At 67.7% G+C, this 23,100-nt stretch carries 22 protein-coding genes and 1 pseudogene; 11 read left to right on the top strand and 12 right to left on the bottom strand.

Annotated elements, in window-relative coordinates; translation table 11 throughout:
* Nucleotides 1-26 precede the first annotated feature (26 nt).
* Complete coding sequence (locus B7495_RS04230) at nt 27-2,987, top strand: FtsK/SpoIIIE domain-containing protein (protein WP_088455473.1); 2,961 nt, start codon at nt 27-29, stop codon at nt 2,985-2,987.
* Between the two features lie 18 nt (nt 2,988-3,005).
* Here B7495_RS04230 and ald read toward each other — a convergent pair whose 3' ends face one another.
* Nucleotides 3,006-4,121 (bottom strand): alanine dehydrogenase, encoded by a 1,116-nt coding sequence (gene ald, locus B7495_RS04235; protein WP_088455474.1) that lies wholly within the window; start codon nt 4,119-4,121, stop codon nt 3,006-3,008.
* A 257-nt stretch (nt 4,122-4,378) separates the two neighbouring features.
* Here ald and B7495_RS04240 point away from each other — a divergent pair, with 257 nt between their 5' ends.
* Genes B7495_RS04240 through B7495_RS04255 form a run of 4 tightly spaced genes read left to right on the top strand, consistent with a single transcriptional unit; the run spans nt 4,379 to nt 8,523 of the window.
* On the top strand, nt 4,379-5,593 hold the full coding sequence (locus tag B7495_RS04240) for a spermidine/putrescine ABC transporter substrate-binding protein (RefSeq protein ID WP_088455475.1): 1,215 nt from the start codon (nt 4,379-4,381) through the stop codon (nt 5,591-5,593).
* A gap of 3 nt (nt 5,594-5,596) precedes the next feature.
* Entirely contained in the window at nt 5,597-6,799 is a 1,203-nt protein-coding gene (locus B7495_RS04245) for an ABC transporter ATP-binding protein (RefSeq protein ID WP_088455476.1), read from the top strand.
* Nucleotides 6,800-7,717, top strand: a complete 918-nt coding sequence (locus B7495_RS04250) for an ABC transporter permease (protein ID WP_088455477.1) — start codon at nt 6,800-6,802, stop codon at nt 7,715-7,717.
* Nucleotides 7,714-8,523 carry an ABC transporter permease gene (locus B7495_RS04255; RefSeq protein ID WP_240632393.1) on the top strand — a complete coding sequence of 270 codons (810 nt, stop codon included), beginning with the start codon at nt 7,714-7,716 and terminating at the stop codon, nt 8,521-8,523. Before B7495_RS04250 ends, B7495_RS04255 begins: the two co-directional genes overlap by 4 nt.
* Here B7495_RS04255 and B7495_RS04260 read toward each other — a convergent pair.
* Entirely contained in the window at nt 8,520-10,223 is a 1,704-nt protein-coding gene (locus B7495_RS04260) for a BCCT family transporter (protein WP_088455478.1), read from the bottom strand. The genes B7495_RS04255 and B7495_RS04260 overlap by 4 nt on opposite strands.
* Nucleotides 10,224-10,352: 129 nt before the next feature.
* On the opposite strand from B7495_RS04260, the gene B7495_RS04265 reads away from it, so the two are divergent.
* Entirely contained in the window at nt 10,353-10,982 is a 630-nt protein-coding gene (locus tag B7495_RS04265; RefSeq protein WP_088455479.1) for a cob(I)yrinic acid a,c-diamide adenosyltransferase, read from the top strand.
* Here B7495_RS04265 and B7495_RS04270 read toward each other — a convergent pair.
* Entirely contained in the window at nt 10,979-12,019 is a 1,041-nt protein-coding gene (locus tag B7495_RS04270) for an asparaginase (protein WP_088455480.1), read from the bottom strand. The genes B7495_RS04265 and B7495_RS04270 overlap by 4 nt on opposite strands.
* A 2-nt stretch (nt 12,020-12,021) precedes the next feature.
* Nucleotides 12,022-13,404 carry a 4-aminobutyrate--2-oxoglutarate transaminase gene (gene gabT / locus B7495_RS04275; RefSeq protein ID WP_088455481.1) on the bottom strand — a complete coding sequence of 461 codons (1,383 nt, stop codon included), beginning with the start codon at nt 13,402-13,404 and terminating at the stop codon, nt 12,022-12,024.
* An 89-nt stretch (nt 13,405-13,493) separates the two neighbouring features.
* Here gabT and B7495_RS04280 point away from each other — a divergent pair, with 89 nt between their 5' ends.
* Entirely contained in the window at nt 13,494-13,982 is a 489-nt protein-coding gene (locus B7495_RS04280; protein ID WP_088455482.1) for an OsmC family protein, read from the top strand.
* A gap of 88 nt (nt 13,983-14,070) precedes the next feature.
* On the opposite strand, the gene B7495_RS04285 is transcribed toward B7495_RS04280, so the two are convergent.
* Nucleotides 14,071-15,414, bottom strand: a complete 1,344-nt coding sequence (locus B7495_RS04285; protein ID WP_088455483.1) for an aminotransferase class III-fold pyridoxal phosphate-dependent enzyme — start codon at nt 15,412-15,414, stop codon at nt 14,071-14,073.
* A gap of 151 nt (nt 15,415-15,565) precedes the next feature.
* Nucleotides 15,566-16,021: a MarR family winged helix-turn-helix transcriptional regulator gene (locus B7495_RS04290; protein ID WP_088455484.1), complete on the bottom strand. Its 456-nt coding sequence runs from the start codon at nt 16,019-16,021 to the stop codon at nt 15,566-15,568.
* Between the two features lie 68 nt (nt 16,022-16,089).
* Here B7495_RS04290 and B7495_RS19295 point away from each other — a divergent pair, with 68 nt between their 5' ends.
* Nucleotides 16,090-16,458, top strand: coding sequence for a VOC family protein (locus B7495_RS19295; RefSeq protein ID WP_088455485.1), 369 nt, complete (start codon nt 16,090-16,092; stop codon nt 16,456-16,458).
* Between the two features lie 168 nt (nt 16,459-16,626).
* On the opposite strand, the pseudogene B7495_RS04300 reads toward B7495_RS19295, so the two are convergent.
* Nucleotides 16,627-17,424 (bottom strand): annotated as a pseudogene (locus B7495_RS04300) (DMT family transporter); the annotation flags it as partial.
* A gap of 72 nt (nt 17,425-17,496) precedes the next feature.
* On the opposite strand from B7495_RS04300, the gene B7495_RS04305 reads away from it, so the two are divergent.
* Both B7495_RS04305 and B7495_RS19035 read left to right on the top strand, forming a co-directional pair.
* Nucleotides 17,497-18,399, top strand: a complete 903-nt coding sequence (locus tag B7495_RS04305) for a LysR family transcriptional regulator (protein ID WP_088455487.1) — start codon at nt 17,497-17,499, stop codon at nt 18,397-18,399.
* A complete protein-coding gene (locus tag B7495_RS19035) occupies nt 18,396-18,557 on the top strand; it encodes a hypothetical protein (RefSeq protein WP_165787971.1) in 162 nt (53 codons plus the stop codon). Before B7495_RS04305 ends, B7495_RS19035 begins: the two co-directional genes overlap by 4 nt.
* Before the next feature lie 41 nt (nt 18,558-18,598).
* Here the strand turns inward: B7495_RS19035 and B7495_RS04310 are convergent, their stop codons facing one another.
* The 5 genes from B7495_RS04310 to B7495_RS04330 all read right to left on the bottom strand — a co-directional run bounded on the left by B7495_RS04310 (nt 18,599) and on the right by B7495_RS04330 (nt 21,844).
* On the bottom strand, nt 18,599-19,240 hold the full coding sequence (locus tag B7495_RS04310) for a Pr6Pr family membrane protein (RefSeq protein WP_168195284.1): 642 nt from the start codon (nt 19,238-19,240) through the stop codon (nt 18,599-18,601).
* A gap of 3 nt (nt 19,241-19,243) precedes the next feature.
* Complete coding sequence (locus tag B7495_RS04315) at nt 19,244-19,651, bottom strand: RidA family protein (protein WP_088455488.1); 408 nt, start codon at nt 19,649-19,651, stop codon at nt 19,244-19,246.
* 129 nt (nt 19,652-19,780) lie between these two features.
* Entirely contained in the window at nt 19,781-20,665 is an 885-nt protein-coding gene (locus B7495_RS04320; RefSeq protein WP_205748756.1) for an IS3 family transposase, read from the bottom strand.
* Complete coding sequence (locus B7495_RS04325) at nt 20,662-20,916, bottom strand: transposase (protein WP_240632287.1); 255 nt, start codon at nt 20,914-20,916, stop codon at nt 20,662-20,664. The genes B7495_RS04320 and B7495_RS04325 overlap by 4 nt, the downstream gene beginning before the upstream one ends.
* A gap of 190 nt (nt 20,917-21,106) precedes the next feature.
* Complete coding sequence (locus tag B7495_RS04330) at nt 21,107-21,844, bottom strand: 1-acyl-sn-glycerol-3-phosphate acyltransferase (protein ID WP_088457900.1); 738 nt, start codon at nt 21,842-21,844, stop codon at nt 21,107-21,109.
* A gap of 160 nt (nt 21,845-22,004) precedes the next feature.
* On the opposite strand from B7495_RS04330, the gene B7495_RS04335 reads away from it, so the two are divergent.
* Nucleotides 22,005-23,093, top strand: coding sequence for a 1-deoxy-D-xylulose-5-phosphate reductoisomerase (locus tag B7495_RS04335; RefSeq protein ID WP_088455491.1), 1,089 nt, complete (start codon nt 22,005-22,007; stop codon nt 23,091-23,093).
* The last annotated feature ends 7 nt before the right edge of the window (nt 23,094-23,100 follow it).

A 23,100-nucleotide genomic window follows, 5' to 3' on the forward strand; every position in this document is an offset into this window, starting at 1 on the left:
GCCGGCCGTTCGGGTGTGCTGGAGACATGACCGTCGCCCCCGAGCCGCCTACCATCGACCCGATCCGGCTGCCGACCCCGCCCGTGCCACCCGGACGCCCCGGCTTTCCGCTCATCGCCTGCGTGGCACCCCTGATTGCCGCCGGACTGATCTGGGCGATCACCGGATCGGCGCTGGTGCTCGTCTTCGCGGTCCTCAGCCCCATCATCGCCGTCGCGGGGCTCGTCGACGGGCGCCGGTCCGGATCTCGGCAACGCCGCAGGGACGCCGCCGGCTACGCGACCCGGATGGCCGAGGCGGAGGATACCGTCGACCAGAGCCTCGCCCGGCTGCGGCGCGATGCCTGGCGTGCCGCACCCGCGGCGCACCGGATGCTCGGCGACGCCCACGACCCGACCCGCTGGGCCGATCCGGCGACGGCCGCTCTGGTGCTCGGGGCCGGACCGGTCCCCAGCGGCCTGCGCCTGGAGGGCGGTGCCAGCGCCGAGCAGCGCGAGTTGCGGGCCAGGGCGGCGGTCCTGACCGGCGCCCCCATCACCGTGGACCCGGCCGGCAGCATCGGGCTGGTCGGACCCGGCCTGGTCGTCAGGTCGCTGGCCCGCAGCCTGGTGGTGCAACTGGTCGGCCAGCTCAGCCCCCGCGCCCTGGGCATCCGGATTCCGGCCGGCGACGACTGGGCCTGGGCGGCCGGCCTCCCGCACCGGTCGGCGGTGTCCCCGGCCCGGTGGCTCACGATCACCGGGGGCACGCCAGCCGGCCCGGCCCGGCCCGGTCAGTCCGGTCCGTCCGGGGGATCCGACACCGATTTCCGGATCGCGCTCGCCGAAACCGGCGCCGCTCTCCCGCCAGGGTGCGCGACCATCGTGCGGGTGGACGGGGCGAGCGACGCTGAACTCGTGCGGCTGGGAGGGAGTCCGGCCGCGCTGCACTTCGTGCCGCACCTGGTGGCTGAACAGCAGACCGCCGGATTCGGTGCGATGCTCCGCCGTGCGGCCGAGGCGGCCGGCGTGGTCGACTCGGGGGACGCGCTGCCGGAGACCGTCGCCTTCGCACCGTTGTGTTCTCAGTGGGCTACTGACCCCGATGGGGGAGCCGACCACCCCCTCGATACGCCGGCCGGCCTCGCCTGCGTCATCGGGGTGGGGGAGCGGGGACCCCTGAGTGTGGACCTCGTGGCCGATGGGCCGCACGCCCTCGTGGGCGGCACGACGGGCAGCGGCAAGAGCGAACTCCTGGTGACCTGGGTGGCAGCGCTGGCCGCCCGGTATCCGCCGAGCCAGGTCACCTTCCTGCTCGTCGACTTCAAGGGCGGGGCGGCATTCGACTTCGTGCGGGAGCTGCCGCACTGCGTGGGGCTGATCACCGATCTCGACGACCGCGAGGCGCTCAGGGCCCTGGGCAGCCTCGCCGCTGAGCTGCGGCACCGGGAACGGGTGCTCCGTGACGCCGGTGGCCGTGACATCACCGACCCGCGCAGCGCCGGGCGTCTGTCGCGCCTGATCATCGTGATCGACGAATTCGCCACCATGCTGGACGCCTTTCCCACGCTGCACGCACAGTTCGTGGACATCGCCGCCCGGGGCCGGTCATTGGGCGTGCATCTGGTGCTGTGCACGCAGCGACCCGCCGGCGTGGCGCGTGACGCCCTGCTGTCCAATTGCAGTCTGCGGCTCTCGCTACGGGTGAACAACGCCGCCGACAGCCTGGCCGTGATCGGGTCGGATGCCGCCGCCCGGATCGACGCCGGCCGGCCTGGCCGATGCGTGGTGCGCAGCGGGTCGGCGCCCGCGCAAACCTGCCAGGTGGCCACGACGACCCACGCCGACATCCAGGCGGTCCTGAACGGCGCACCAGCTTCCGCAGACCCGCCGCGGCGGCCCTGGCTGGACCCGCTCCCTCGGCTGGTCACGCCGGCCCAGGTCGCCGCGCTCGCCGCCGAGGGTCCGCCGCCGCCGTTCGTGCTGGGACTGATCGATGAGCCGGAGCAGCAGCGCTACGCCGTGGCCGGGTACGACCCACGGGCCGACGGGCACCTGCTGGTGGTGGGAGGTGCGGGAACGGGTAAGTCGACACTGCTGGCCGCGATTGCCGCCCAGGCCCCGCATCGGATCGACCTCATCTCGGCCGATGTCGAGGGCACTTGGGACGCCCTGGTGCGGGCGAGGGCCGCACTGGACGGCCCGGCCGGCCTTGCACCGGCGGGTGGCCGGCGACACGACGCCGGGCCGGAAAGCCGGCTGCTGCTCTTCGATGACATCGACGCCGTGCTCGCCCGGTGGGGCGAAGAACACCGTGCGGCAGCCGTCGACCTGCTCACCGGACTCCTTCGTGACGGCGGCCAGGGCGGGCTGCACCTGGTGGTCACCGGGCAACGGCTCACCGGGGCGCTGCAGGCCCTGCCCGCCCTGTGCCAGAGCCGCCTGGTGCTGCGGCTGCCCAGCGTGTACGAGCACCAGGCTGTGGGAGAACCGGCAGCGAGCTACGACGAAACCGTGCCGCCAGGGGGCGGGCGCTGGCGGGGTGCGCGCATCCAGCTGATGCTCGCCGAGCCCGCCGGGCACGGTTACGAGCCGGCCGTCGTCCCGTCCGCGCTGGACGACACCAGCGCGTCCACCCGTGTGCTGCTCGTTGTCGCGGGGTCCGCCGCACGAACCGCCGCAGCCATCCGGGCTGCCGCTTCGCCGGCCTTCCCGCACGTCGTGCTGCTCGGCGCTCACCCGTCGGTCGGAGCCCGGGAGGATCGCCTGGTGGTCTCCGACGTCGCCGCCGGCACCGTGCTGGTGGGCGACGCAGACACCTGGCAGGCGCACTGGTCGCTGCTGACCGGGTTGCGCGGCGTGGCTCCGCTGGTCTTCGACGGCGCCAGCCTGGCCGACTTCCGCCTGCTGACCCGCCGGCGCGACCTGCCGCCGCCGCTGGCTCCGGCCGGTTCGCGGGGCTGGCTGCTGCGCCCTGACGGCACCGTGTACAGGGTCACGGTGCCGTAGGTTGGGGCAGGCAGCCGCCTAGGCGAGCACCTCGGCGAGGGGCCGGAACGGCAACGTGTTGGCGGCGGCGACCGGCGCGTTCGTCAGAACACCGGCGTGGGTGTTCAATCCCAGCGCCAGCGCGGCGTCGAAGCGAAGAGCCTCGAGCCAGCCGAGGTTCGCGATCGCCCGCACGTAGGGCAGGGTGGCGTTGGTGAGGGCGTAGGTTGACGTGCTCGGCACCGCCCCCGGCATGTTGGCCACGCAGTAGAACAGCGACCCGTGCACGGTGAAGGTGGGCTCGGTGTGTGTGGTGGCGTGGGTGTCGGTGAAGCAGCCGCCCTGGTCGACGGCGATGTCCACGAGAACGCTGCCCGGCTTCATCCGCGACACCAGCTCGTTGCTGACCAGTTTGGGCGCCTTGGCGCCCGGGATCAGCACGGACCCGATCACCAGGTCGGACTGCACGAGCGCCGTGTCGATCTCGAACGCGTTCGACGCGATGGTCTTCACCCGCCCGTAGTACAGGGCATCCAGTTCGCGGAGACGGAAGAGGTTGGTGTCCAAAACCGTGACCTCGGCGCCCAGGCCGATTGCCACCTGCATGGCGGCGGTTCCGGCGACCCCGCCGCCGAGAATCGTGACCCTGGCCGGGTGAGTGCCCGGCACACCCGGCACGAGCAGGCCGGGCCCGCCGTTGGGCTTGAGCATGGCGTTCGCGCCGACGATCGGAGCCAGCCGGCCGGCGACCTCGCTCATGGGCGCCAACAGGGGCAGTGCCCGGCTGGGCAGCTGCACGGTCTCGTAGGCGATGCCGGTGACCCCGGCCGTCAGGAGCGCCTGGGTGAGGCCGGCCTCCGCGGCCAGGTGCAGGTAGGTGAAGAGTACGAGATCGGGCCTGAAGTAGCCGTACTCGCGGGGCACGGGCTCCTTCACCTTGAGCAGTAACTCGGCCCCGGCCCAGGTGGATGCGGCGTCAGGCATGATCGTGGCTCCGGCGGAGCGGTACTGCGCGTCCGTGATCGATGAGCCGACGCCCGCACCGGTCTCGACGAGCACCTCGTGCCCGTGGAGCACCAGGTCGTGGACGCCGGCCGGGGTGATCGCGACCCTGAACTCGTTGTTTTTGATCTCGCGGGGGACTGCAACTCGCATGACGCTCCTGAGCCTGGTGGGGACAGTCTGGTGGGGGCCAGCCTGGGAGCAGCCTACTGTGGCTGGATCGTCGATCCCGAACGCAACGACCGAGCGACAGCGACGAAATCGGTTGAAAATTGCAGGAATGTTAACGTTTTGATCATTTTATGGCGCGTTCGGTGTCGACTGTGCCACTATCGGTCCACTCGTCACGCAGCGGGCCGGGGCGTTCCCGACGCCTTTCGACGCCGCTGAAGAATGCAAGGAGACCGTCCATGTCGCCCAGGCCGATGCCCGCAGACCCGATGATCCAGCAGCTCGTCCGCCAGGCCAGGCAGGCCCAGCTGGGCCGGCGCGCGCTCCTCACCGGCGCGGGGGCAGGAGCGGCGGCACTGGCGCTCGCCGCGTGTTCGACCGGCAGTGCGGCGCAACCGACAGCGGCGGCCGACGCGTCCGAGAGCGAGAAGACGCTGCGCTGGGACAACTGGGCGCTGTACATCGACGTGGACGACGCCGGGGACTACCCGACCCTGGCTGCCTTCACCGCCGAGACCGGCATCACGGTGAACTACACCGAGGCCGTGGACGACAACAACACCTACTACGGCAAGGTCAAAGACCAACTCGCCCTCGGCAAGGACATCGGCGCCGACACCGTCTGCCTGACCGACTGGATGGTCGGCCGGCTCGCCAGGTTCGGCTACCTGCAGGAACTCGACCACGCGAACATCCCCAACCTGACCAACCTGCTGCCCACCCTCAAGAACGTGGACTTCGACCCCGGCCGGGCGCTGTCGGTGCCTTGGCAGGGCGGCTTCGCGGGCATCTGCTGGAACAAGGAGAAGCTCCCCGGCGGCATCGGCTCGGTCGAGGAGTTGTGGAACACTCCCGAGCTCAAGGGCCGTGTCGGCGTGCTTTCCGAGATGCGCGACACCATGGGCCTGATCATGCTCGATGCGGGCGTCGACATCGCCGGCGACTGGGGCGACGACGAGTTCACCGCCGCGATCGACGTGCTCAAGAAGCAGGTCAGTGACGGCCAGGTGCGCAACATCAAGGGCAACTCCTACAAGGAAGATCTCGTCAACGGCGACAGCCTCGCGGCCATCGTCTGGTCGGGCGACATCGTGCAACTCAATGCCGAGAACGGCGACAAGTGGGGCTTCGTGGTACCGGAGAAGGGCGGCACCATCTGGAACGACAACTTCGTGGTGCCGATCGGTTCAGCGCACAAGGCCAACGCCGAAGCCCTGATCAACTACTACTACGACCCGGCCGTCGCCGCCGAGGTCGCCGCGTACGTGAACTACATCACCCCCGTCGCCGGCGCCAGGGAGGCGGCCATGGAGATCGACCCCGAGCTCGCCGAGAACCCGCTGATCTTCCCCGATGACGCCACCCTCGCCAAGGCCAAGGTGTTCCGCACCCTCACCGGCGCCGAGGAACAAACCTACGGCGCGCAGTTCCAGAGCATCCTGCTGGGAGCCTGAACCGTGCCAAGCGGCGCGTTCGCCGACCGGGGTGCCGACCTCGAGCTGGTCGGCATCCAGAAACGCTTCCCCGGCTTCACCGCCATCGAACACCTGGACCTCGTCATTCCCGCCGGCTCGTTCTTCGCCCTGCTCGGCCCGTCGGGCTGCGGCAAGACCACCACCCTGCGCCTGGTAGCCGGACTGGAAGACCCCACCGGCGGCCGCATCCTGATCGGCGGAACTGACGTCACCGCCCAAAAGGCCTACCAGCGGCCGGTGAACACCGTCTTCCAGAGTTACGCGCTCTTCCCGCACATGACGGTGCTCGAAAACGTGGCCTTCGGGCTGCGACGGCGCCAGATCACGGATGCCCTCGGCAAGGCGCATGAGGCGCTCCGGCTGGTCGAACTGGACCACCTGGCCGCGCGCAAGCCCGTGCAACTCTCCGGCGGCCAGCAACAGCGGGTGGCGCTGGCCCGGGCGATCGTGAATCGGCCCGCGCTGCTGTTGCTCGACGAGCCGCTCGGTGCGTTGGACCTCAAGCTGCGCCGGCAGATGCAACTTGAGCTCAAGACCATCCAGGAGGAGGTCGGTCTCACGTTCCTGCATGTCACCCACGACCAGGAGGAGGCCATGACCATGGCCGACACCATCGCGGTGATGAACAAGGGCCGGATCGAGCAGCTGGGCGCGCCGGAGCAGCTCTACGAGCTCCCCCGGACCGCGTTCGTGGCGAACTTCCTCGGCCAGTCCAACCTCTTCACCGGGCCCGTGGTGGGGGAGACCAGCACGTCCATCGCCGTGGACATCGCCGGTCGCAGCATCGTGGTGCCCAAGACCCGCTCGCACCGCCACGCCGGCGACGTCACCATCGGGGTGCGCCCGGAGAAACTCACCCTGCACCGGGACAAACCGGTCCACGACTCCGGCCACAATGTGATGGGCCCGGGCCGGGTGACGGATGTGTCCTTCACCGGTGTGAGCACCCAATATCTCGTGAGCGTGCCCGGCGTCGGTGTCCTGATCGTCTTCGAACAGAACCGTTCCTTCGGGCCGGTCGAGGGCGAAGGGGACGAGGTATGGGTGACCTGGAACGTCGAGCACGGCTTCGGCCTCGACGACGACCCCGTCGCACCGGACCCCAGGTTCGTCGCCGACACCAGCACCAAGAGCATCGCCGCACAGCGTCGCGCCGCTCTCGTGACGGAGCTCGAGGAGGCCTAGATGGCCTTCGCCGCGTTCGCCAGCACCGCCGCCGCGCCAACGGATGCGCCGCAGCGCCGCCGCAGTCCGGTGGCACTGCTCCTGCTGCTGCCGGGCATCCTCTATCTGGTGTTGTTCTTCCTGGCTCCGCTGGTGTCGCTGATCCTCACCTCGCTGCAGGCGCCGAGCGAGTTCGGTGACATCGGCATGTACAGTTACGCGTTCCGCTGGGAGAACTACGTCGAGGTGATCGGCCAGTACTGGCCGCACATCCTGCGCTCGTTCGGCTATGCGCTCATCGCCACGGTCCTGGCGCTGCTGTTCAGCTACCCGCTGGCGTACTTCATCGGCGTCACCGCCCGGCGCTGGCCGCTGCTGCAGAGCCTGATGCTGGTGCTCGTGATCGCACCGTTCTTCATCAGCTTCCTGCTGCGCACGCTGGCCTGGAAGCAGCTGCTCTCCGACGAATCGTTCCTCGTCACCTCGCTGAAGGCCGTCTCGCTGCTGGCCCCGGACGCCCATCTCACCGGCACCGCGTTCTCGGTGATCTTCGGCCTGACCTACAACTTCATCCCGTTCATGACCCTGCCGCTCTACACCACCCTGGAGCGGCTGGACCTGCGCTACCTCGAGGCCGGCAACGACCTGTACGCCAGCGGGTTCCACACCTTCCGCACCGTCACCATCCCGCTGTCGATGCCCGGCATCGTGGCGGGTACCCTGCTCACCTTCATCCCCGCAGCCGGCGACTACATCAATGCCAGTCGCGACTTCCTCGGCGGGGCGGACACCCAGATGATCGGCAACGTGATCGAGGCCAACTTCCTGGTGCTGCTGAACTATCCCGCGGCGGCATCGCTGTCGATCATCCTGATGACCGTGATCCTCGTGATCGTGGGCGTCTACGTGAAGAGAAGCGGAACCGAGGAGCTCTTGTGAGTCGTCTCTCGCTCGGCAAGTGGCTGCTGCCGCTGTACACGGCGCTCGCGCTGATCTTCCTGATGGTGCCGATCGTGTACACCTTCATCTTTTCGTTCAACGACTCGCTGAAGTCCAACATCACCTGGCGCGGCTTCACCCTCGACAAATGGCTGAACGTCTGCGCGGTGCAGAACGGCGCCGTGTGCCAGGCCTTCGGCAACAGCCTGATCATCGGTTTGGCAGCCACGCTGATCGCCACGACCCTCGGCACCATGATTGCGATCGCCCTGGTGCGCTACAGATTCAGGTTTCGCTCCAGTACCAGCCTGTTGCTGTTCCTGCCGATGGCGACCCCCGAGGTGGTGCTCGGTGCCGGGCTGGCCGCGCAGTTTCTCTCGCTCGGCGTGCCCAAGGACATGCTCACGATCATCCTGGCGCACACGATGTTCTGCATCAGCTTCGTGGTCGTGACGGTGAAGGCCCGCGTCGCCGGCCTGGACCCGGCGCTCGAGGAGGCCGGCCGGGACCTGTACGGCTCGCCAGGCCAGGTGTTCGCCCGGATCACCTTCCCGCTGCTGCTGCCGGGAATCCTCGCCGCCGCGCTGCTGTCGTTCGCGCTGAGCTTCGACGACTTCATCATCACCAATTTCAACTCCGGGGCCGTGACCACCTTCCCGAAGTACATCTACATTTCGGCGTCGCGGGGCATCCCGGCGGAGGCCAACGTGATCGCGTCGGCGGTGTTCATCCTGGCGCTGGTGATTGTCGTGACCGCGCAGGTGTCCGCCGCAGCCCGGGCCAAGCGACAGGCCCGCCTCGGTTAGCCGGACCTGTTGCCGGGTGGTGGCGGCGAGGCATCCGGTGGCGGGCCGTCGCCGTCGGTGGCCGGCCGAGTGAACGGCACCGAGCCGAGCACCTCCGACGAGGTGCGCACCGGCCCGAGGGTGCGCTGGCGCAACGGGTCGCGGCGCAGGTCGACATACAGCGATACGCACAGGCCCACGATGATCACCACGAACGGGCTTGCCGCCAGGATCGTGAAGGTCTGCAGAGCGCCCAGCCCGCCCACGAACAACAGCACCGCGGCGACGGCGCCGGTGAGCACCGCCCAGAAGATCACCAGGGGCTTCCAGGGCTCCTTGCGGCCGCGACTCGAGAGCGTCCCGAGCACGAGGGCACCGGCATCCGCCCCGCTGACGAAGAACACCGCGGTGAGCACCATCACCACCAGGGCCGAGCCGATGAAGAACGGGTATTGCTGCAGTGCCGCGAAGAACCCCGCCGCCTCGCTGCCGGTGCCGGCGATGTCGACACCGTTCAGTTGCAAGTGCAGCCCGGCCCCGCCGAAGACCACGAACCAGAGGATACTGACCGCCGTCGGCACCAGGAGCACCCCGAGAACGAACTCGCGAATGGTGCGGCCGCGGGAGATCCTGGCGATGAACGTGCCCACGAACGGGGTCCAGGAGATCCACCAGGCCCAGTAGAAGATCGTCCAACTGGCCAGCCAGTCGCTGCCGCCGAACACCGCCGAGTGGAAGCTCATGGGAACAAGGTCGGCCAGGTACGCACCGATGGCCGACGGCAGCAGATTCAGGATGAACACGGTCGGTCCGACCACGAAGACGAACAGCAGGAGCACGGCGGAGAGCACCATGTTCGTGTTGCTGAGCCATTTGATCCCCTTCGCAAGGCCGCTCGCGGCGGAGAACACCACACCCACGGTCAGTACGCAGATGATGATGATCGGCAAGGCGGTGCCCGGGTCGTCGGAGAACGTGCCGGTGCTCAGCAACGAGATCCCAGCGGCGATCTGCAGGGCGCCGAGACCGAGCGAGGTCGCCGACCCGAACTTGGTGCAGATGATCGCCAGGATGTCGATCGGCTTGCCCCAGCCCTTGGTCTCGATCCGGTCCTTGCCGAAAATGGCCTGGAACGGGGCGCTCATCAGGTTGCCGCGGCCCATCCGGTAGGTCGAGTACGCCAGGGCCAGGCCCACCACCGAGTAAATGGCCCAGGGGTGCAGTCCCCAGTGGAAAAATGTGTACGCCATGGCCGCGTTGGCGGCATCCGGGCTGTTCGGTGCCGCGTCGACGAAGGGCGGCGGCGACGCCAAATGGGTGACCGGTTCAAAGACGCCGTAGAACATCAGGCCGATTCCCATGCCGGCGCTGAACATCATCGACACCCAGGAAAGCGTCGAGAACTCGGTGCCCTGCCCTTCCCGTGAGAGCGGGATGCTGCCGTACCGGCCGAAGGCCAGCACCAGCGCGAAGATGACGAAGCCCGACGCCCCGAGAATGAACAGCCAGCCCAGGTTGCCGGTGACCCAGCCCAGAGCGGATGCGGCGGCGTCGCCCACGGTCTGCGTGAACAGCACCCCAAGCAGGCAGACCACCACGATGATGCCTGCGGAGACGCCGAAGACGGTTTTGTCGACGGTGGCCCAGCCGGTGCGGGCGGGTTCACTGACCGCGTCGCCGAGCGCGGCCTCGATGCTGTCGTCTGAAGGGTCCTTGGACATGTCCGTCCTCGCTGATCGAACACTCGTCGATCGATGCTCGGTGCGAACAGGTTTGAGAAGCGCAAAAAACCTGCTCGCGACGTCCCTCAACGCTACGCGGATGCGGGGGACATTACTATAGTTGCCGCTATGGCTGATCGCGACGATCTCGAAACTGCCGGACCGGCGCTGTACACCGGGAGGGGGGATTCGGGGCGCACCACCTTCGGGCGGCACGGCGACGTCGCCAAGACCGACGTGCGCGTCGCCGCCTACGAAGACTGCGATGAGGCCAACGCTGCCGTGAGCGTGGTGATGGCCGTGGGTAACCTCCCGATCGAGGTGACGTCCACCCTCGCCAGCGTGCAGAACGACCTGTTCGATCTGGTCGCCGACCTCGCCGTACCGCTGGACGACCCACGTGCCGTGAGCGCACGAATCAGCGAATCGCACCTCACCCGCCTCGAACGCGCCGTCGACCATTTCGAGCAGCAGGCCACCGATCTCAGCGGCTTCGTGCTTCCCGGCGGCACCGTCGCCGCGTCGCTGCTCTATCAGGCGCGGGCCGTCGTGCGCCGCGCCGAACGCACGGTTTGGGCCGCCGTGGAAGCGCACCCCACGACGGTCAACCCGCTGTGCGCGCGCTATCTGAACCGGCTATCGACCCTGATGTTCGTGCTGGCCAGGGGTGCGAACGCCGAGCACGGTGACGTGCAGTGGGTGCCGGGGGCGTCTTCGCTGGCGATGGCGCAGGAAGCCGACGAGACTGAGCGTCCCTAGACGTAGCTGGCGCGGATCTGGCCGATCGGCTGGCCACCACCGTGCACGGCGACCTTCAGTTCGGGGATGATCGCATCGATGTCGGCTCGAGGCACCGCGCCGGCATCCGCCAACAGGCTCAGCGCGACGACGGTGGCCGCGCGCAGGTTGCCGTCGAGGATCTTCAACGCCACCGTGGTGCCGTTCTCGGCCGAGGCCACCATGATGCCCTCTGCCCCGCCCTTGACGAACAGACCTAGGCGCTCGATCGCGATCGAGTCCGGCAATCCGGGTCCGGCGATCACCCAGCCGTTTTCCCGTACCGCCTCGGCCAGGAACCCGGCCTCGCGGTAGATGGCGAACGGTGAGCTGGACTTCGACGTGGCGATACGGGCGATGCCGCGGGCCAGGGCCGTCAATGACAGCGCGTGCACCGGGGCGCCGCAGCCGTCGACGCCGGTCGCGGCCGGACGCTCGCCGGTGAACCGCTCGACGACGTCGAGAATGCGCTTCTGCAGCGGATGTTCGGTGTCCAGGTACCCGGTGACCGGCCAGTGATTCTGCACACAGGCAACGAGCATCGCCGCGTGCTTGCCCGAGCAGTCCGAGTAGATCGGGGCGGGGCCGGCGCCCTGGCGCACCAGCGAGTCGCGGGTACCCGAGTCGCCCGGCCAGGTGGGCGTGCAACCGAGGTCGGCCTCCGAGAGCCCGGCGCGGGCCAACAGGCCCCGCACGAGGTCGGTGTGCTTCTGGGTGCCGGAGTGGCTGGACGTCGCGATCGCGGCATCCTCACCGCGCAGCACCACGCCGCTGGCCATCACCGCGATGGCCTGGAACGGCTTCATCGACGAGCGCGGGAACACCGGGGCGTTCACATCGCCGAGGGCGCGCAGAACGGCGCCGTCAGTGCCGAGCACGACGGCGGCGCCCGCGTGGCGGGACTCGATGAAGCCGGAGCGTTCCACGACGGCCAGTTCGACGGCGTCGATCACTTCGATGGTGCCTGAGGTGGAGGGCGCTGCGGCACCGAAGGCGGCAGGAGAGGTCGGCGTGGTCACGATTACAGCGTCGCCATCGCGTCGTCGATGACCGACAGGGCGTCGGTCAGTAGGGCATCCGTCACGGCCAGGCTGGGCAGGAACCGCAGTACGTTGCCGTAGGTGCCGGCCGTGAGCAGCAGCACGCCGTGCTGCGCCGCGTAGGCGGCGATCGCGGTGACCGCGGCGGCGTTGGGTGCCTTGGTCGTGGTCTGGGTGCCGGGCTGCACGAGCTCGATGGCGATCATGGCGCCGCGGCCGCGGATGTCGCCGATGATGTCGTGCTTGTCCGCCAAGGCGGTCAGGCCGGCGCGGAGGGTCTTCTCGATGCGCTGGCCCTCGGCGAGGAGGTTGTTGTTCTCGATCGCCTCGAATACCGCGATCGCGGCGGCGCAGGCGACGGGGTTGCCGCCGAAGGTGCCGCCGAGCCCGCCGGGCTGCGACGCGTCGAGGATCTCGGCGCGGCCGGTCACGGCGGCCAGGGGCATGCCGCCGGCGATGCCCTTGGCGATCAGCACCAGGTCGGGCTCCCAGCCGAAGTGCTCACTGGCGAAGTAAGCGCCGGTGCGAGCCATGCCGCTCTGGATCTCGTCGGCGATCATCACGACGCCGTTCGCGGTGCACCATTCCTGCAGCAGCGGCAGGTAACCCTCGGCGGGAACCATGAAGCCACCCTCACCCTGGATGGGTTCCACGACCAGGCAGGCCAGGTCGCTGGCGCCGATGACCTTCTCCAGGTACGCGATGGTGCGGGCGGCGGCTTCGGCGCCGCTGAGGCCGTCGTGATACGGGTACGAACTGGGGGCGTGGTAGACGTCGCCGGCCAACGGGCCGTAGCCGGTGGCGTACGGGGCGGCCTTGTAGTTCATCGCCATGGTGAGCACGGTGCGGCCGTGGTACGCGTGGTCGAGCACGGCCACGGCGCGACGGCCGGTGTACTTGCGGGCGATCTTCACGCCGTTTTCCACAGCTTCGGCGCCCGAGTTGATCAACACGGTCTTCTTGGCGAAGCTGCCGGGGGTGTGCGCGGCGAGCAGCTCGGCGACGCGCACGTACTCTTCGTACGGCGTGATGGTGAACAGGGTGTGCACGAAGTCGTTCAGCTGGCCGGTCGCGGCGGCGACGACGCTGGTTTCCGAGTGGCCGACCGTGGTCACGCCGATGCCGGCGCCCAGATCGATGAACTGGTTGTCGTCGAGGTCGACGATGATCGCGCCGCTGGCCTTCTTGATGTAGACCGGCAGAGCGGAGCTGACGCCGGTGGAAACCGCGGCGAGGCGTCGCTGGTGCATCTCCGTGGATCGCGGGCCGGGGATGGCCGTCACGATCTTGCGTTCCTGGGTCACCGTGTAGACCGGGGACGAGGGGGTGGATGCGGCAGCGGAATCAGTCAGCGTGTCAGTCATGATCGCGCCAGTTTACCGCCCGCACCAGCGAGCAGCCGGGCCATTCCCTGCGAGAATTACCAGTAAGCGTGAAACCCGAAGGAGACGCCATGATCGGTGTACATCACTATGCCGTGCAGATCCACTGGACGGGCAACCGCGGCACCGGCACCAGCAGCTATCGGGCGTACGGCCGCGACCACCTTCTCACCTCGTCGGGCAAGGAACCGATCGCCGGCTCGGCCGACCGCACCTTCCACGGCGATGCCGACCGGTGGAACCCCGAGGAGCTGCTGCTGGGAGCGCTCAGCCAGTGCCACCTGCTCTCGTATCTGCACGTGGCCGCCAGACACGGGGTGGTCGTGGTCGGCTATTCCGACGACGCCATCGGCACCATGGCGCAGACGGCGGATGGCGGTGGCCACTTCACCGCCGCCACCCTGCGTCCCCGGGTCACCATCGCCGACCCGGACCAGGCGGAGCTGGCTCAGTCCCTGCACTCCGAGGCGTCCAAGGCCTGCTTCATCGCGGCGTCGGTCAATTTTCCCGTCGGTCACGAACCAATCATCATCATCGCCGAGCCGGCCTCGCTGCTCTAAGCCCGCCCGCTTAAACCGCGAAAGCGGCCCTGTGGCTGCCTCCGCAAAGCGGAGGTGACCACTGGACCGCTTTCGCGAGGTGCGGCGCTTACTTCTGGGTGGCCGCGAACAGGGTGAGGGCCTCTTCGAGCACCGAGGCGGCGTCGTCGATGAGGGCCTCGGAGATGACCACCGACGGCATGATCCGCAGCACGGAGTCCCAGCTGCCGGCATCCAGCACGATGACGCCATTGGTGGTGGCGTGCTTGAGCACGAACGCGAGAGCCTCGGGGAACGGCTTCTTGGTGCCGGGGTGCACAAGCTCAACGCCGAACATGGCGCCCTTGCCGCGTACATCGCCGACGATGTCGAATTTGTCTGCCCAGTCGCCGATGCGGGCCCAGAGGGCCTTCTCCACGCGCTTGGCCTCGTCGAGCAGGTTGTCGCGCTCGATGATGTCGAACACCGCCAGGGCCGCCGCGGTCGAAACCGGGTTGCCGCCGAAGGTTCCGCCGATGCCGCCGGGTTGCACGGCATCCATGATCTCGGCGCGGCCGGTGACGGCGGCGAGCGGGAATCCGCCGGCGATGCCCTTGGCCGTGGTGACCAGGTCGGGGACGACGCCGTGGTGCTCGATGGCGTACCAGGCGCCGGTGCGGGCGATGCCGGCCTGGATCTCGTCGGAGACGAAGACGATGCCGTTCTCGGTGCAGAACTCGCTCAGACGCTTGAAGTAGCCGGGAGCGGGGATGACGATGCCGCCGTCGCCCTGGATCGGCTCGACGAAGAACGCCGCGATTTCCGACGCACCGATGTGGGTCTGGATGTAGTCGATGGTCTTCTCGGCCGCTTCTTCACCGGACAGGCCGTCCTGGTAGGGGTAGCTGGTGGGCACGCTGTAAATCTCACCGGGGAACGGGCCCATGCCCACGCGCTCCGGCCACGGACGGTAGGTCATCGCCATGGTGAGGTTGGTGCGGCCGTGGAACGCGTGGTCCAGGCTCACGATGGCGCGGCGGCCGGTGTATTTGCGGGCGATCTTCACCGCGTTCTCCACGGCTTCGGCTCCGGTGTTGACCAGGATCGAGTGCTTCTCGAAGTCACCGGGGGTGATCTCGGCGAGCTTCTCGGCGACGCGCACGTAGTTCTCGTACGGGGTGACGGTGAAGAGGGTGTGGGTGAGTTTGCCGGCCTGTGCGGCGGCGGCTGCGGCGACCTCCGGGTTCGCGTGACCGATGGTGGTCACACCGATGCCGCAACCCAGGTCGATGATCTGGTTGCCGTCCACGTCCACCAGGATCGCTCCCGCGCCGTGGTCCATGTAGATGTTGGCAAGGGTGCCGGCACCGGCAGACACGGCGCGAACGCGTCGTTCCTGCAGCGCGATTGACCGTGGGCCCGGGAGGGCGGTGACGAGCTTGCGCTCCTGGCTGACCGAGAAGGAAGAAGACATGCCCCCAGTTTACGGACGTCGGCTGGGTGGGTGCCCCGTGCCGCCGCGGCAGCTGGGCATTCGTGCACGGAGTCTGCAACGGCCCCTTGGCAGCGGGCACTTCGATGTCTATTGCTGACGATGAGTACACCGATCCGCCCGAACCGTGAGGTTACGTTCCACGCTCGTCGTCGTTGCGCAAAGAACGGATCATGCTCTGCAGGATGTTGTGCGCATCGGACTGCTCTTCCGGCGTCAGGCCGCCCAGCATCCTGACCTCGACGGATCGAACCATAGCGGTCGCCTTCTCGAGGCTTCGTCGACCGCGTGGCGTGAGCTGTGCGGGAAGAACTTTCCCAACTCGAGCCTGCGCCGGGCGGGACACGTAGCCGTCTCGTTCCAGAGCCTGCAGCAGCACATTCATCGATTGCCGTGTCACGAACGCTCCTCGCGCGAGCTCGGAGTTGGACAGGCCAGGGCGCTGCGAGAGTAATTCGAGGCAGGAGTAGTGCGTCACGGTCATCCCGAGCGGGCGCAGTACTGCTTCCATGGCGGCGCGGAGGGCGCTCGACGCCTCTTTCAGCAAGTAGCCCAGTGACGTCTCCAGGTCGATTCCGTCTTGACTCATGTCAGTATTTTGACATACAGTGTCCGTGTCAGCTAACTGACACAAATGCAACAGAAAGAAGCATCCCCATGCCTGTCACCGGCCCTGACTTCATCTCCCTCCAAGCTCGCGATCTCGCCGCTTCGCAGGCGTTCTACGAGCAGTACCTCGGCTTGGTCCGCTCGCTGGCGGGTCCGCCTCACGCCGTTGTTTTTGAAACGACCCCGATTGCGTTTGCGCTGCGAGACCTCGTTCCCGGCACCGACCTCGCGTCAGTTGCCCAGCCCGGCATCGGCGCCGCGATCTGGCTCCACGCGACCGACGTCCAGGCCATCCACGACGCTCTCGTCGCCGACGGCCACACGATCGTCTCGGCCCCGATCGACGGCCCATTCGGTCGAACGTTCACCTTCTCCGACCCCGACGGCTACCAGGTCACCCTCCACGACCGAACCTGAGGCACCGAACACCGCCGCCCGGCTGGGCGACCTTTCCACGACGCTGAGAGACGCTTCGTCCCCTGCGCGTTCGTCGAGGCGATGCCATTGCTCGAGGGAACGGCCCCATGCTGTACCCGCCAGAATGAGTGCGATACCGAAGTATCCAGGGAGGGTCACGGTGTCACGAGCGATCGCAACTCCGACGATTGCCGCCCAGATCGGCTCGGTTCCGAGGAGGAGGCTCACTCTGGAGGGCGAGGTGCGCCGGACCGCCCAGGTTTGTACCAGGAACGCGAAGACTGTGCAGGCGAGAACGAGGTAGAGGAACAGGACTGCGCGCGCGGTGTCGAGGTTGGCCAGGAAGTGCGGGATCGAGTCGCCGTAGAACAGGGACGCCGCCGAGAACAGTGTCGCGCAGGTGGCCAGTTGGACCGTCGTGAGGTGAAGCGAATTCATCGGCTTGTTGCCGGTGAGTGTGAACATCGAGGTGACGTGGATGGCGCGAATGATCGCGGCGACGAGGATGAGCAGGTCGCCGAGGCTCGGCGTGTGGAACACGCCGTTGCTGGCGAGCAAGGCGACTCCACCGATCGCGATCGTGGCGGCAAGGAAGAACCTGCCGGGCAGTTGGCGGCCGGAAACCGCGGAATCCAGAATCGGGGTGAACACAATCGTGAGGCTGATGATGAGCCCGGCGTTCGTGGCCGACGTGTGGACTATCCCGAAGGTTTCGAACGCGAACACGGCGGCCAAGATCGCCCCGAGGAACACGCCCGCGCAGAGCTCTGCCGCGGTGATCCGGTTCCGCCGAGCGGCCACGATCGCCGCCATGAGGGCTGCGGCGAGCAGCATCCGGAGCGCCAGCAGCGCCACCACGGACTCTTGCTGCACGAGTTCCTTGGCCACGAGGTAGGTCGATCCCCACGAGGCGGCGACCAGGAGCAGGAGCAGGTCGACGTGGAATCGGCGGAGGAGAGCAGGCATTCCACCATCGTCCGGTTCCCCCTCGCGTAAGACAAGAGAGGAGTTTGATGTCGAATGCTTTAGTTTGAACTTATGGAACTGGGTCAGCTTCGCGCACTAAGAGAGCTGGGCGACAGGGGCAGCATCGCCGCCGTCGCCGCCGCGCTGTACGTCACGCCGTCGTCGGTATCACAACAGATCAGCGCCTTGCAACGCCACTCTGCCGCCCCGCTGACGTTCAGGGACGGGCGGCGGACCGCGCTTACCGACGCCGGGCGCGCGCTGGCCCTGGCGGCGATCGACGTGGAAGTGGCGCTCGAGCGCGCCCGACAGGCGGTGGAGCTGTTCCAAGACGATCCGTTGGGCACCGTTTCAGTGGTGGCGTTCCACAGCGCGGGCCTGGCGATTTTCGGTCCGCTGGTAGCCGCGTGCGCGAGTCCGGAGCTGCCTGATGTCCGGCTGAGCGATTTCGACGTGGCTCAGGAAGACTTCCCCCTTCTCACCGCCGATCATGATCTGGTCCTCGCACACCGGCTGGTCGGCAGCCCGTCGTGGCCGGGGTCGGTGCGGGTGGAACCGATTCTGTTCGAGCCCCTGGATATCGCTGTCCGACGCGATCACCCACTCGCGGTGAAGGCTGCGATCGAACCGGCGGATCTTCTCGACGAGGCGTGGGTCGCCGTGCACGAAGGCTTCCCGCTCAAGCAGGCTCTCTCCGTGATAGCGGGAATCGGCGGGAGCGAGGCGCGCATCTTGCACCGGATCAACGAGTTCTCCGTTGCTGCTTCGGTTGTCGAAGCGAGCGGGTGCGTCGCCCTGATGCCCCGGTATACGACCGACTTGCGTGAGCATCCGGGGGTGGTCCTTCGTCCGCTCGCTCACCCCGGCCTGGGGCGGCACATCGACTGCCTGGCTCGACCGGAGACTCTGGAGCGGGCCAACGCGAAGGCAGTCCTGTCACAGATCCGGATCATTGCCGGAACTCTTATTCGGTGACCGCCGCGCTGAAGGACGTTGCGCCGATGGTTGATCTCGGTGCCATGGGAACGACCGGAATCGGGTCCGCGGAGTGGATCAGTGCCGTGCAAGAGCTGTCGGATGCGTGCGCCGCGTCGGGTGACGAGATGGCCATGGAGATGTACACCGGCGGATGATCCGAGCCCGGCGATCGTGAGCGTTGGCGAAAAGGAGCGCTCTACGCGCGGTGCGGCGATAGTTCCGCGGCTCGGACGTAGAGGCCGGGTGATCGGCTGGCAGCCCAGACGAGTGCGCCCGCGGCGATGATCGCCGCGAGCAGCCCGACGATGTGCACGATGAGCGAGGCGATCCCGCGTTCGGGAAGCAGGAACCCGTAGGGAACCCAACCGTCGGTCACGCCGCGAATCAGGACCGTGGTCAGCCACAGGACCGGGTAGGGGAGCAGCATCCAGAGCCGTCGCCAGGGCAAGCGTGGACGGTCGCCGACGAGCAGCCAGTCGAGTGCGACGAGGAGAGGGAAGACGAGGTGGAGGAGGGCGCTCACCCACGGCGGTGCCGACCCTGTTCCCGGGACGAGGAGGTTGTAGATCACGGCGACCACAAGCAAGTACGCCGTAATGATTCCTCGCACGAGGGTGAGTGCCGGAGGAACGCTTCGGCCGAGGACGACCAGCACCCCGGTAGCGATCAGGATGAGGCTGGCGAGCAGACTCGTCTGATTGGTGAAGTAGCCGAAGTAGTCGAATGGGTTGCCGTCGCCGAGGGCAATGCGGACGGCGTAGAAGTAAGGGAGAACCGTCGCGATCACCAGGCCGCTGGCTGCACGGCCGAATCCGACCACAACAGCTATCGCGCACATTCGTCAGTCGCTCACGGCCGCGACGGCTTCGATCTCGACGAGCTGATCCGGGTACCCGAGCACGGTCACTCCCATGAGCGTGCTCGGCGCGTCGTGCCGGCCGAATGCCGCACGGACGACCTCCCACGCGGCGACGAGGTCGTTCCGGTTGGACGATGCCACAAGAACCCGGGTGCTCACGACGTTATCGAGCTCGGCTCCCGCCGCCTTCAGCGCGACAACCAGGTTCTCCATCGCTTTGCCGGCCTGCGCTGCGTAATCTCCCACTCCGGCCGTGCTGCCATCGCGGTTCAACGGGCACGCACCGGCCAAGAAGATCAGGCGCGCCTCAGCGGGAGCCGTGGCGGCGTAGGCGTACTCTGCAACATCGGACAGGTCGGCTGAGCGGATGAGGGAAACCGTGTGAGACATGCCCTCAACGTATCGAAGACGCATCCGGGCACGGGCCCGCGCGCCACGAAGTTAGGAATCCGGAAGTCTAATAGGACGAAAAACCGTGGGGTGACCCGTGCGTCCTGGACACTGTTCCTGATCATTTTATTAGGCCGCTGCCGGGGTGGCGTTGGCTGTTTTTGCCGTGTTGGCGAACGTGGTGAGGGCTTCGGCTGGTGTTTTGTAGCCGAGGCTCTGGTGCCGGCGCCGGGTGTTGTAGTGCCCGATGTATTTCACGACCTCATGGGTCGCCGCGCGGCGGGTGGTGAAGGTGAGCCAGGTGAGTCGTTCGTTCTTGAGTTTGGAGAAGAAGGACTCGGCGACGGCGTTGTCCCAGCACTGCATGTTCGCGCCCATCGAACGGCGGATGCCGTGCTTACCGCAGTACCTCGCGAAGCTTTTCGCCCGGTATTGCGAGCCGTGATCAGAGTGGAAGATCGTCCCGGCCGCGACGTGGCCGCTCGCTCGCGCCCGGTCCAAGGCCCGGATGATCAGGCCCACGGTCTGGCGTTTCCCGGTCGCGTATCCGAGCACCGCCCGCGAAGCCAGATCGATTACCGTCGCAACATAGAGCCACCCCTCACGGGTATGGACGTAGGTGATGTCGCCGACCAGGATCGCTCCTGGGGTGAGGCTGCTGAAGAGCCGGTTCACCAGGTCGACCGGATCAACCTCACGACTGCTGCGCTGGTTGGCTTTCTTGAACGCCGCCTCGGCGAACAGCGGGATCAACCCCAGTTCGCGCATCCGCGCAGCCACCGTTTTACGGTCAACGGCCACACCGTCGGCATGCAGCGCGGCGGTCACTTTGCGATACCCCGCCGACCGCTCCGACGCCGCGAACTCGCAGATCACCAGCGCAGCGAGCTCGTCGCGACGCTGAGCTCTCGGTGAGGGTTCGCGCCCGGCCCAGTCGTAGTAGCCGGACCGGGACACCCCCAGCTTCTCGCACAAATACGACACCGGTAGGTCCGCCTTCAACCGGTCGATCACAACGAACCGTTGTCCTCGCGATCGAGTTCCCGGAAGAAGGCGTTCGCTTTTTTTAGGAACTCCACGTCCCGTTGCAGCCGCGCGTTCTCTTTCTCCAGATCCCGGATCCGTTCTCGTTGCTGCCGGGTCAACGCCCGTTCCGGGTCGATCTTGTTCAGCCGGGCCTGGTTCACCCAGGCCCACAAGGTCTTATCCGAGATGCCCAACTCCGCGGCCACCTGCGTGATCGGCCGCCGCGTCGACGTCACCATCTCGACAGCGTTCCTTCGTTCCTTGTCCGTGAACCTCCGACGGGGACCGGACTTCCTGACTGCTCCCATGATTTCATCCAATCAAATAGGAACACTGTCCGGAAGCACCGGGTCACCCCACCGGATATCTGCCTTTTTTGCGCACTCGTCCTGGTATTCGTGCGTCACACCAGGGGGACGCCCGGTGCGGCTAGCGCAGTTCGCGCCACCAGATGGCGCGCTTGACGCGCTGCACCACGGTCGTCGGCGGTGATTCGTTGTAGCTGTGTGCCAGTTCCTGCCCGGTCAGCTCGTGGATCGCGGCCATGATCTCGTCGGTGGCCTTGCGACGGGCGCGTCCCGAGTCGGCGGTGCCGTGCCCGCTCACGTCGATCGGCTCGCCGAACTTCACGCTGATGCGGCGGATGCGCGGCATCTTCGAACCCACCGGCATGATCTCCTGCGTGCCGATCAGGCCCACCGGCACCACGACGGCCCCCGTGGTGAGCGCCAGCCAGCCCACCCCGGTGCGGCCGCGGTAGAGACGACCGTCCAACGACCGGGTGCCCTCGGGGTAGATGGCGAAGGCGCTGTCGGAGTCGAGGATGTCCTTGCCGGCGTCGAGCGCGTCCTGGGCGGCTTGGCCGGCGCCACGTTCCACGCCGACCGCACCGATCGAGGTGAAGAACTGGCGGGAGACCCAACCCTTGAAGCCGGTGCCGGTGAAGTAGGTGGACTTGGCCAAGAACTGCACGCGCCGCGGTGCGGTGAGCGGGATGACGATGCTGTCGATGAACGACAGGTGGTTGCTGGCCAGGATCACCCGGCCCTCGCGGGGGATGTTCTCCTTACCCGTGATGCGCGGCCGGAAGACCAGGCGCGCGATCGGCGCCATGATGCCGTATCCGAGGAAGTAGACGAACCCGGGCCGCTTGGCCTTGACCGGCATCTCGACGATTTCGTCGGTGGTGGGCACCTGTTCGGCAGGGGCTTCCGGGACGGTTGCGGGTTCGGATGCTGGGTCGTGCTTGGCTCCGGTCACTCAACGACCCTACAGCGCGAGGTAAGTCGCACCGGGCATATATCCGCGGTGCGCCTAGCATGGGGGCGTGCAGCGAATCATCATTCTCGGGTCCACGGGCTCAATCGGAACCCAGGCGCTCGACGTCATCAAAGCCAACCCCACCCGGTTCGAGGTGGTCGGCCTGTCGGCCGGCAGCAACCGAACGTTGTTGGCCGAGCAGGCCGCCGCGTTCAACGTCGACGACACCGCCGTCGGCGCCGCCGAGGCCGAGCAGCTGGTGCGGGATGTCGACGCCGACGTCGTGCTCAACGGCATCACCGGGTCGGTCGGGCTGGGCCCGACCCTCGCCGCACTCAAGGCCGGCCGCACGCTGGCGCTGGCCAACAAGGAATCCCTCATCGTCGGCGGCGACCTGGTCAAGGCGCTCGCCGCCCCCGGCCAGATCGTGCCGGTCGACTCCGAACACTCCGCCATCGCGCAGGCGCTGCGTTCCGGTACCGCCGACGAGGTGCGCCGGTTGGTGCTCACCGCCTCCGGTGGCCCGTTCCGTGGCCGGTCGCGCGCCGAAATGACCGACGTGACCCCGCGCGAGGCCCTCGCGCACCCCACCTGGGACATGGGACTGGTCATCACCACCAACTCGGCCACCCTGGTGAACAAGGGGCTCGAGATCATCGAGGCGCACCTGCTCTTCGACGTGCCGTACGAGAGCATCGACGTTGTCGTACACCCGCAGTCACTCATCCACTCGATGGTCGAGTTCATCGACGGCTCCACCATCGCGCAGGCATCGCCGCCGAACATGCGCTTGCCGATCTCGTTGGGCCTGGACTGGCCGAACCGGGTGGCCGCGGTCGGTGTGCCGATCGACTGGACCACCCCGCACACCTGGACCTTCGAGCCTCTGGACGACGAGGCGTTCCCCGCTGTGGAGCTGGCCAAGCAGGTCGGCCGCGCCGGCGCCACCTACCCGGCGGTGTTCAACGCCTCCAACGAGCAGGCGGTGCTGGCCTTCCACGCCGGCCGGATCGGCTACCTCGACATCGTCGACACCGTGCAGCGGGTGGTGGAGGCCCACGAGGCGCAGGGCGACCTCACCCTCGAGTCCCTCGCCGACGCCGAACGCTGGGCGCGGGCGCAGGCCGACACCATCATCGACACGATCGCCCGCTGACCGGCTG

Origin of the sequence: Cryobacterium sp. LW097, assembly GCF_002205495.2 — a bacterium.
Lineage (GTDB): Bacteria > Actinomycetota > Actinomycetes > Actinomycetales > Microbacteriaceae > Cryobacterium > Cryobacterium zongtaii.

Bases quoted from the DNA above. Each gene is read 5' to 3' on its own strand.
- B7495_RS04230 (WP_088455473.1), top strand. From the start codon at position 27: ATGACCGTCGCCCCCGAGCCGCCTACCATCGACCCGATCCGGCTGCCG.
- B7495_RS04330 (WP_088457900.1), bottom strand. From the start codon at position 21,844: ATGCCGGTCAAGGCCAAGCGGCCCGGGTTCGTCTACTTCCTCGGATAC.
- B7495_RS04315 (WP_088455488.1), bottom strand. From the start codon at position 19,651: ATGTCTCACACGGTTTCCCTCATCCGCTCAGCCGACCTGTCCGATGTT.
- B7495_RS04290 (WP_088455484.1), bottom strand. From the start codon at position 16,021: ATGAGTCAAGACGGAATCGACCTGGAGACGTCACTGGGCTACTTGCTG.
- ald (WP_088455474.1), bottom strand. From the start codon at position 4,121: ATGCGAGTTGCAGTCCCCCGCGAGATCAAAAACAACGAGTTCAGGGTC.
- gabT (WP_088455481.1), bottom strand. From the start codon at position 13,404: ATGACTGACACGCTGACTGATTCCGCTGCCGCATCCACCCCCTCGTCC.
- B7495_RS04305 (WP_088455487.1), top strand. From the start codon at position 17,497: ATGGAACTGGGTCAGCTTCGCGCACTAAGAGAGCTGGGCGACAGGGGC.
- B7495_RS04260 (WP_088455478.1), bottom strand. From the start codon at position 10,223: ATGTCCAAGGACCCTTCAGACGACAGCATCGAGGCCGCGCTCGGCGAC.
- B7495_RS04310 (WP_168195284.1), bottom strand. From the start codon at position 19,240: ATGTGCGCGATAGCTGTTGTGGTCGGATTCGGCCGTGCAGCCAGCGGC.
- B7495_RS04265 (WP_088455479.1), top strand. From the start codon at position 10,353: ATGGCTGATCGCGACGATCTCGAAACTGCCGGACCGGCGCTGTACACC.
- B7495_RS04280 (WP_088455482.1), top strand. From the start codon at position 13,494: ATGATCGGTGTACATCACTATGCCGTGCAGATCCACTGGACGGGCAAC.
- B7495_RS04250 (WP_088455477.1), top strand. From the start codon at position 6,800: ATGGCCTTCGCCGCGTTCGCCAGCACCGCCGCCGCGCCAACGGATGCG.
- B7495_RS19295 (WP_088455485.1), top strand. From the start codon at position 16,090: ATGCCTGTCACCGGCCCTGACTTCATCTCCCTCCAAGCTCGCGATCTC.
- B7495_RS04240 (WP_088455475.1), top strand. From the start codon at position 4,379: ATGTCGCCCAGGCCGATGCCCGCAGACCCGATGATCCAGCAGCTCGTC.
- B7495_RS04325 (WP_240632287.1), bottom strand. From the start codon at position 20,916: ATGGTGACGTCGACGCGGCGGCCGATCACGCAGGTGGCCGCGGAGTTG.
- B7495_RS04285 (WP_088455483.1), bottom strand. From the start codon at position 15,414: ATGTCTTCTTCCTTCTCGGTCAGCCAGGAGCGCAAGCTCGTCACCGCC.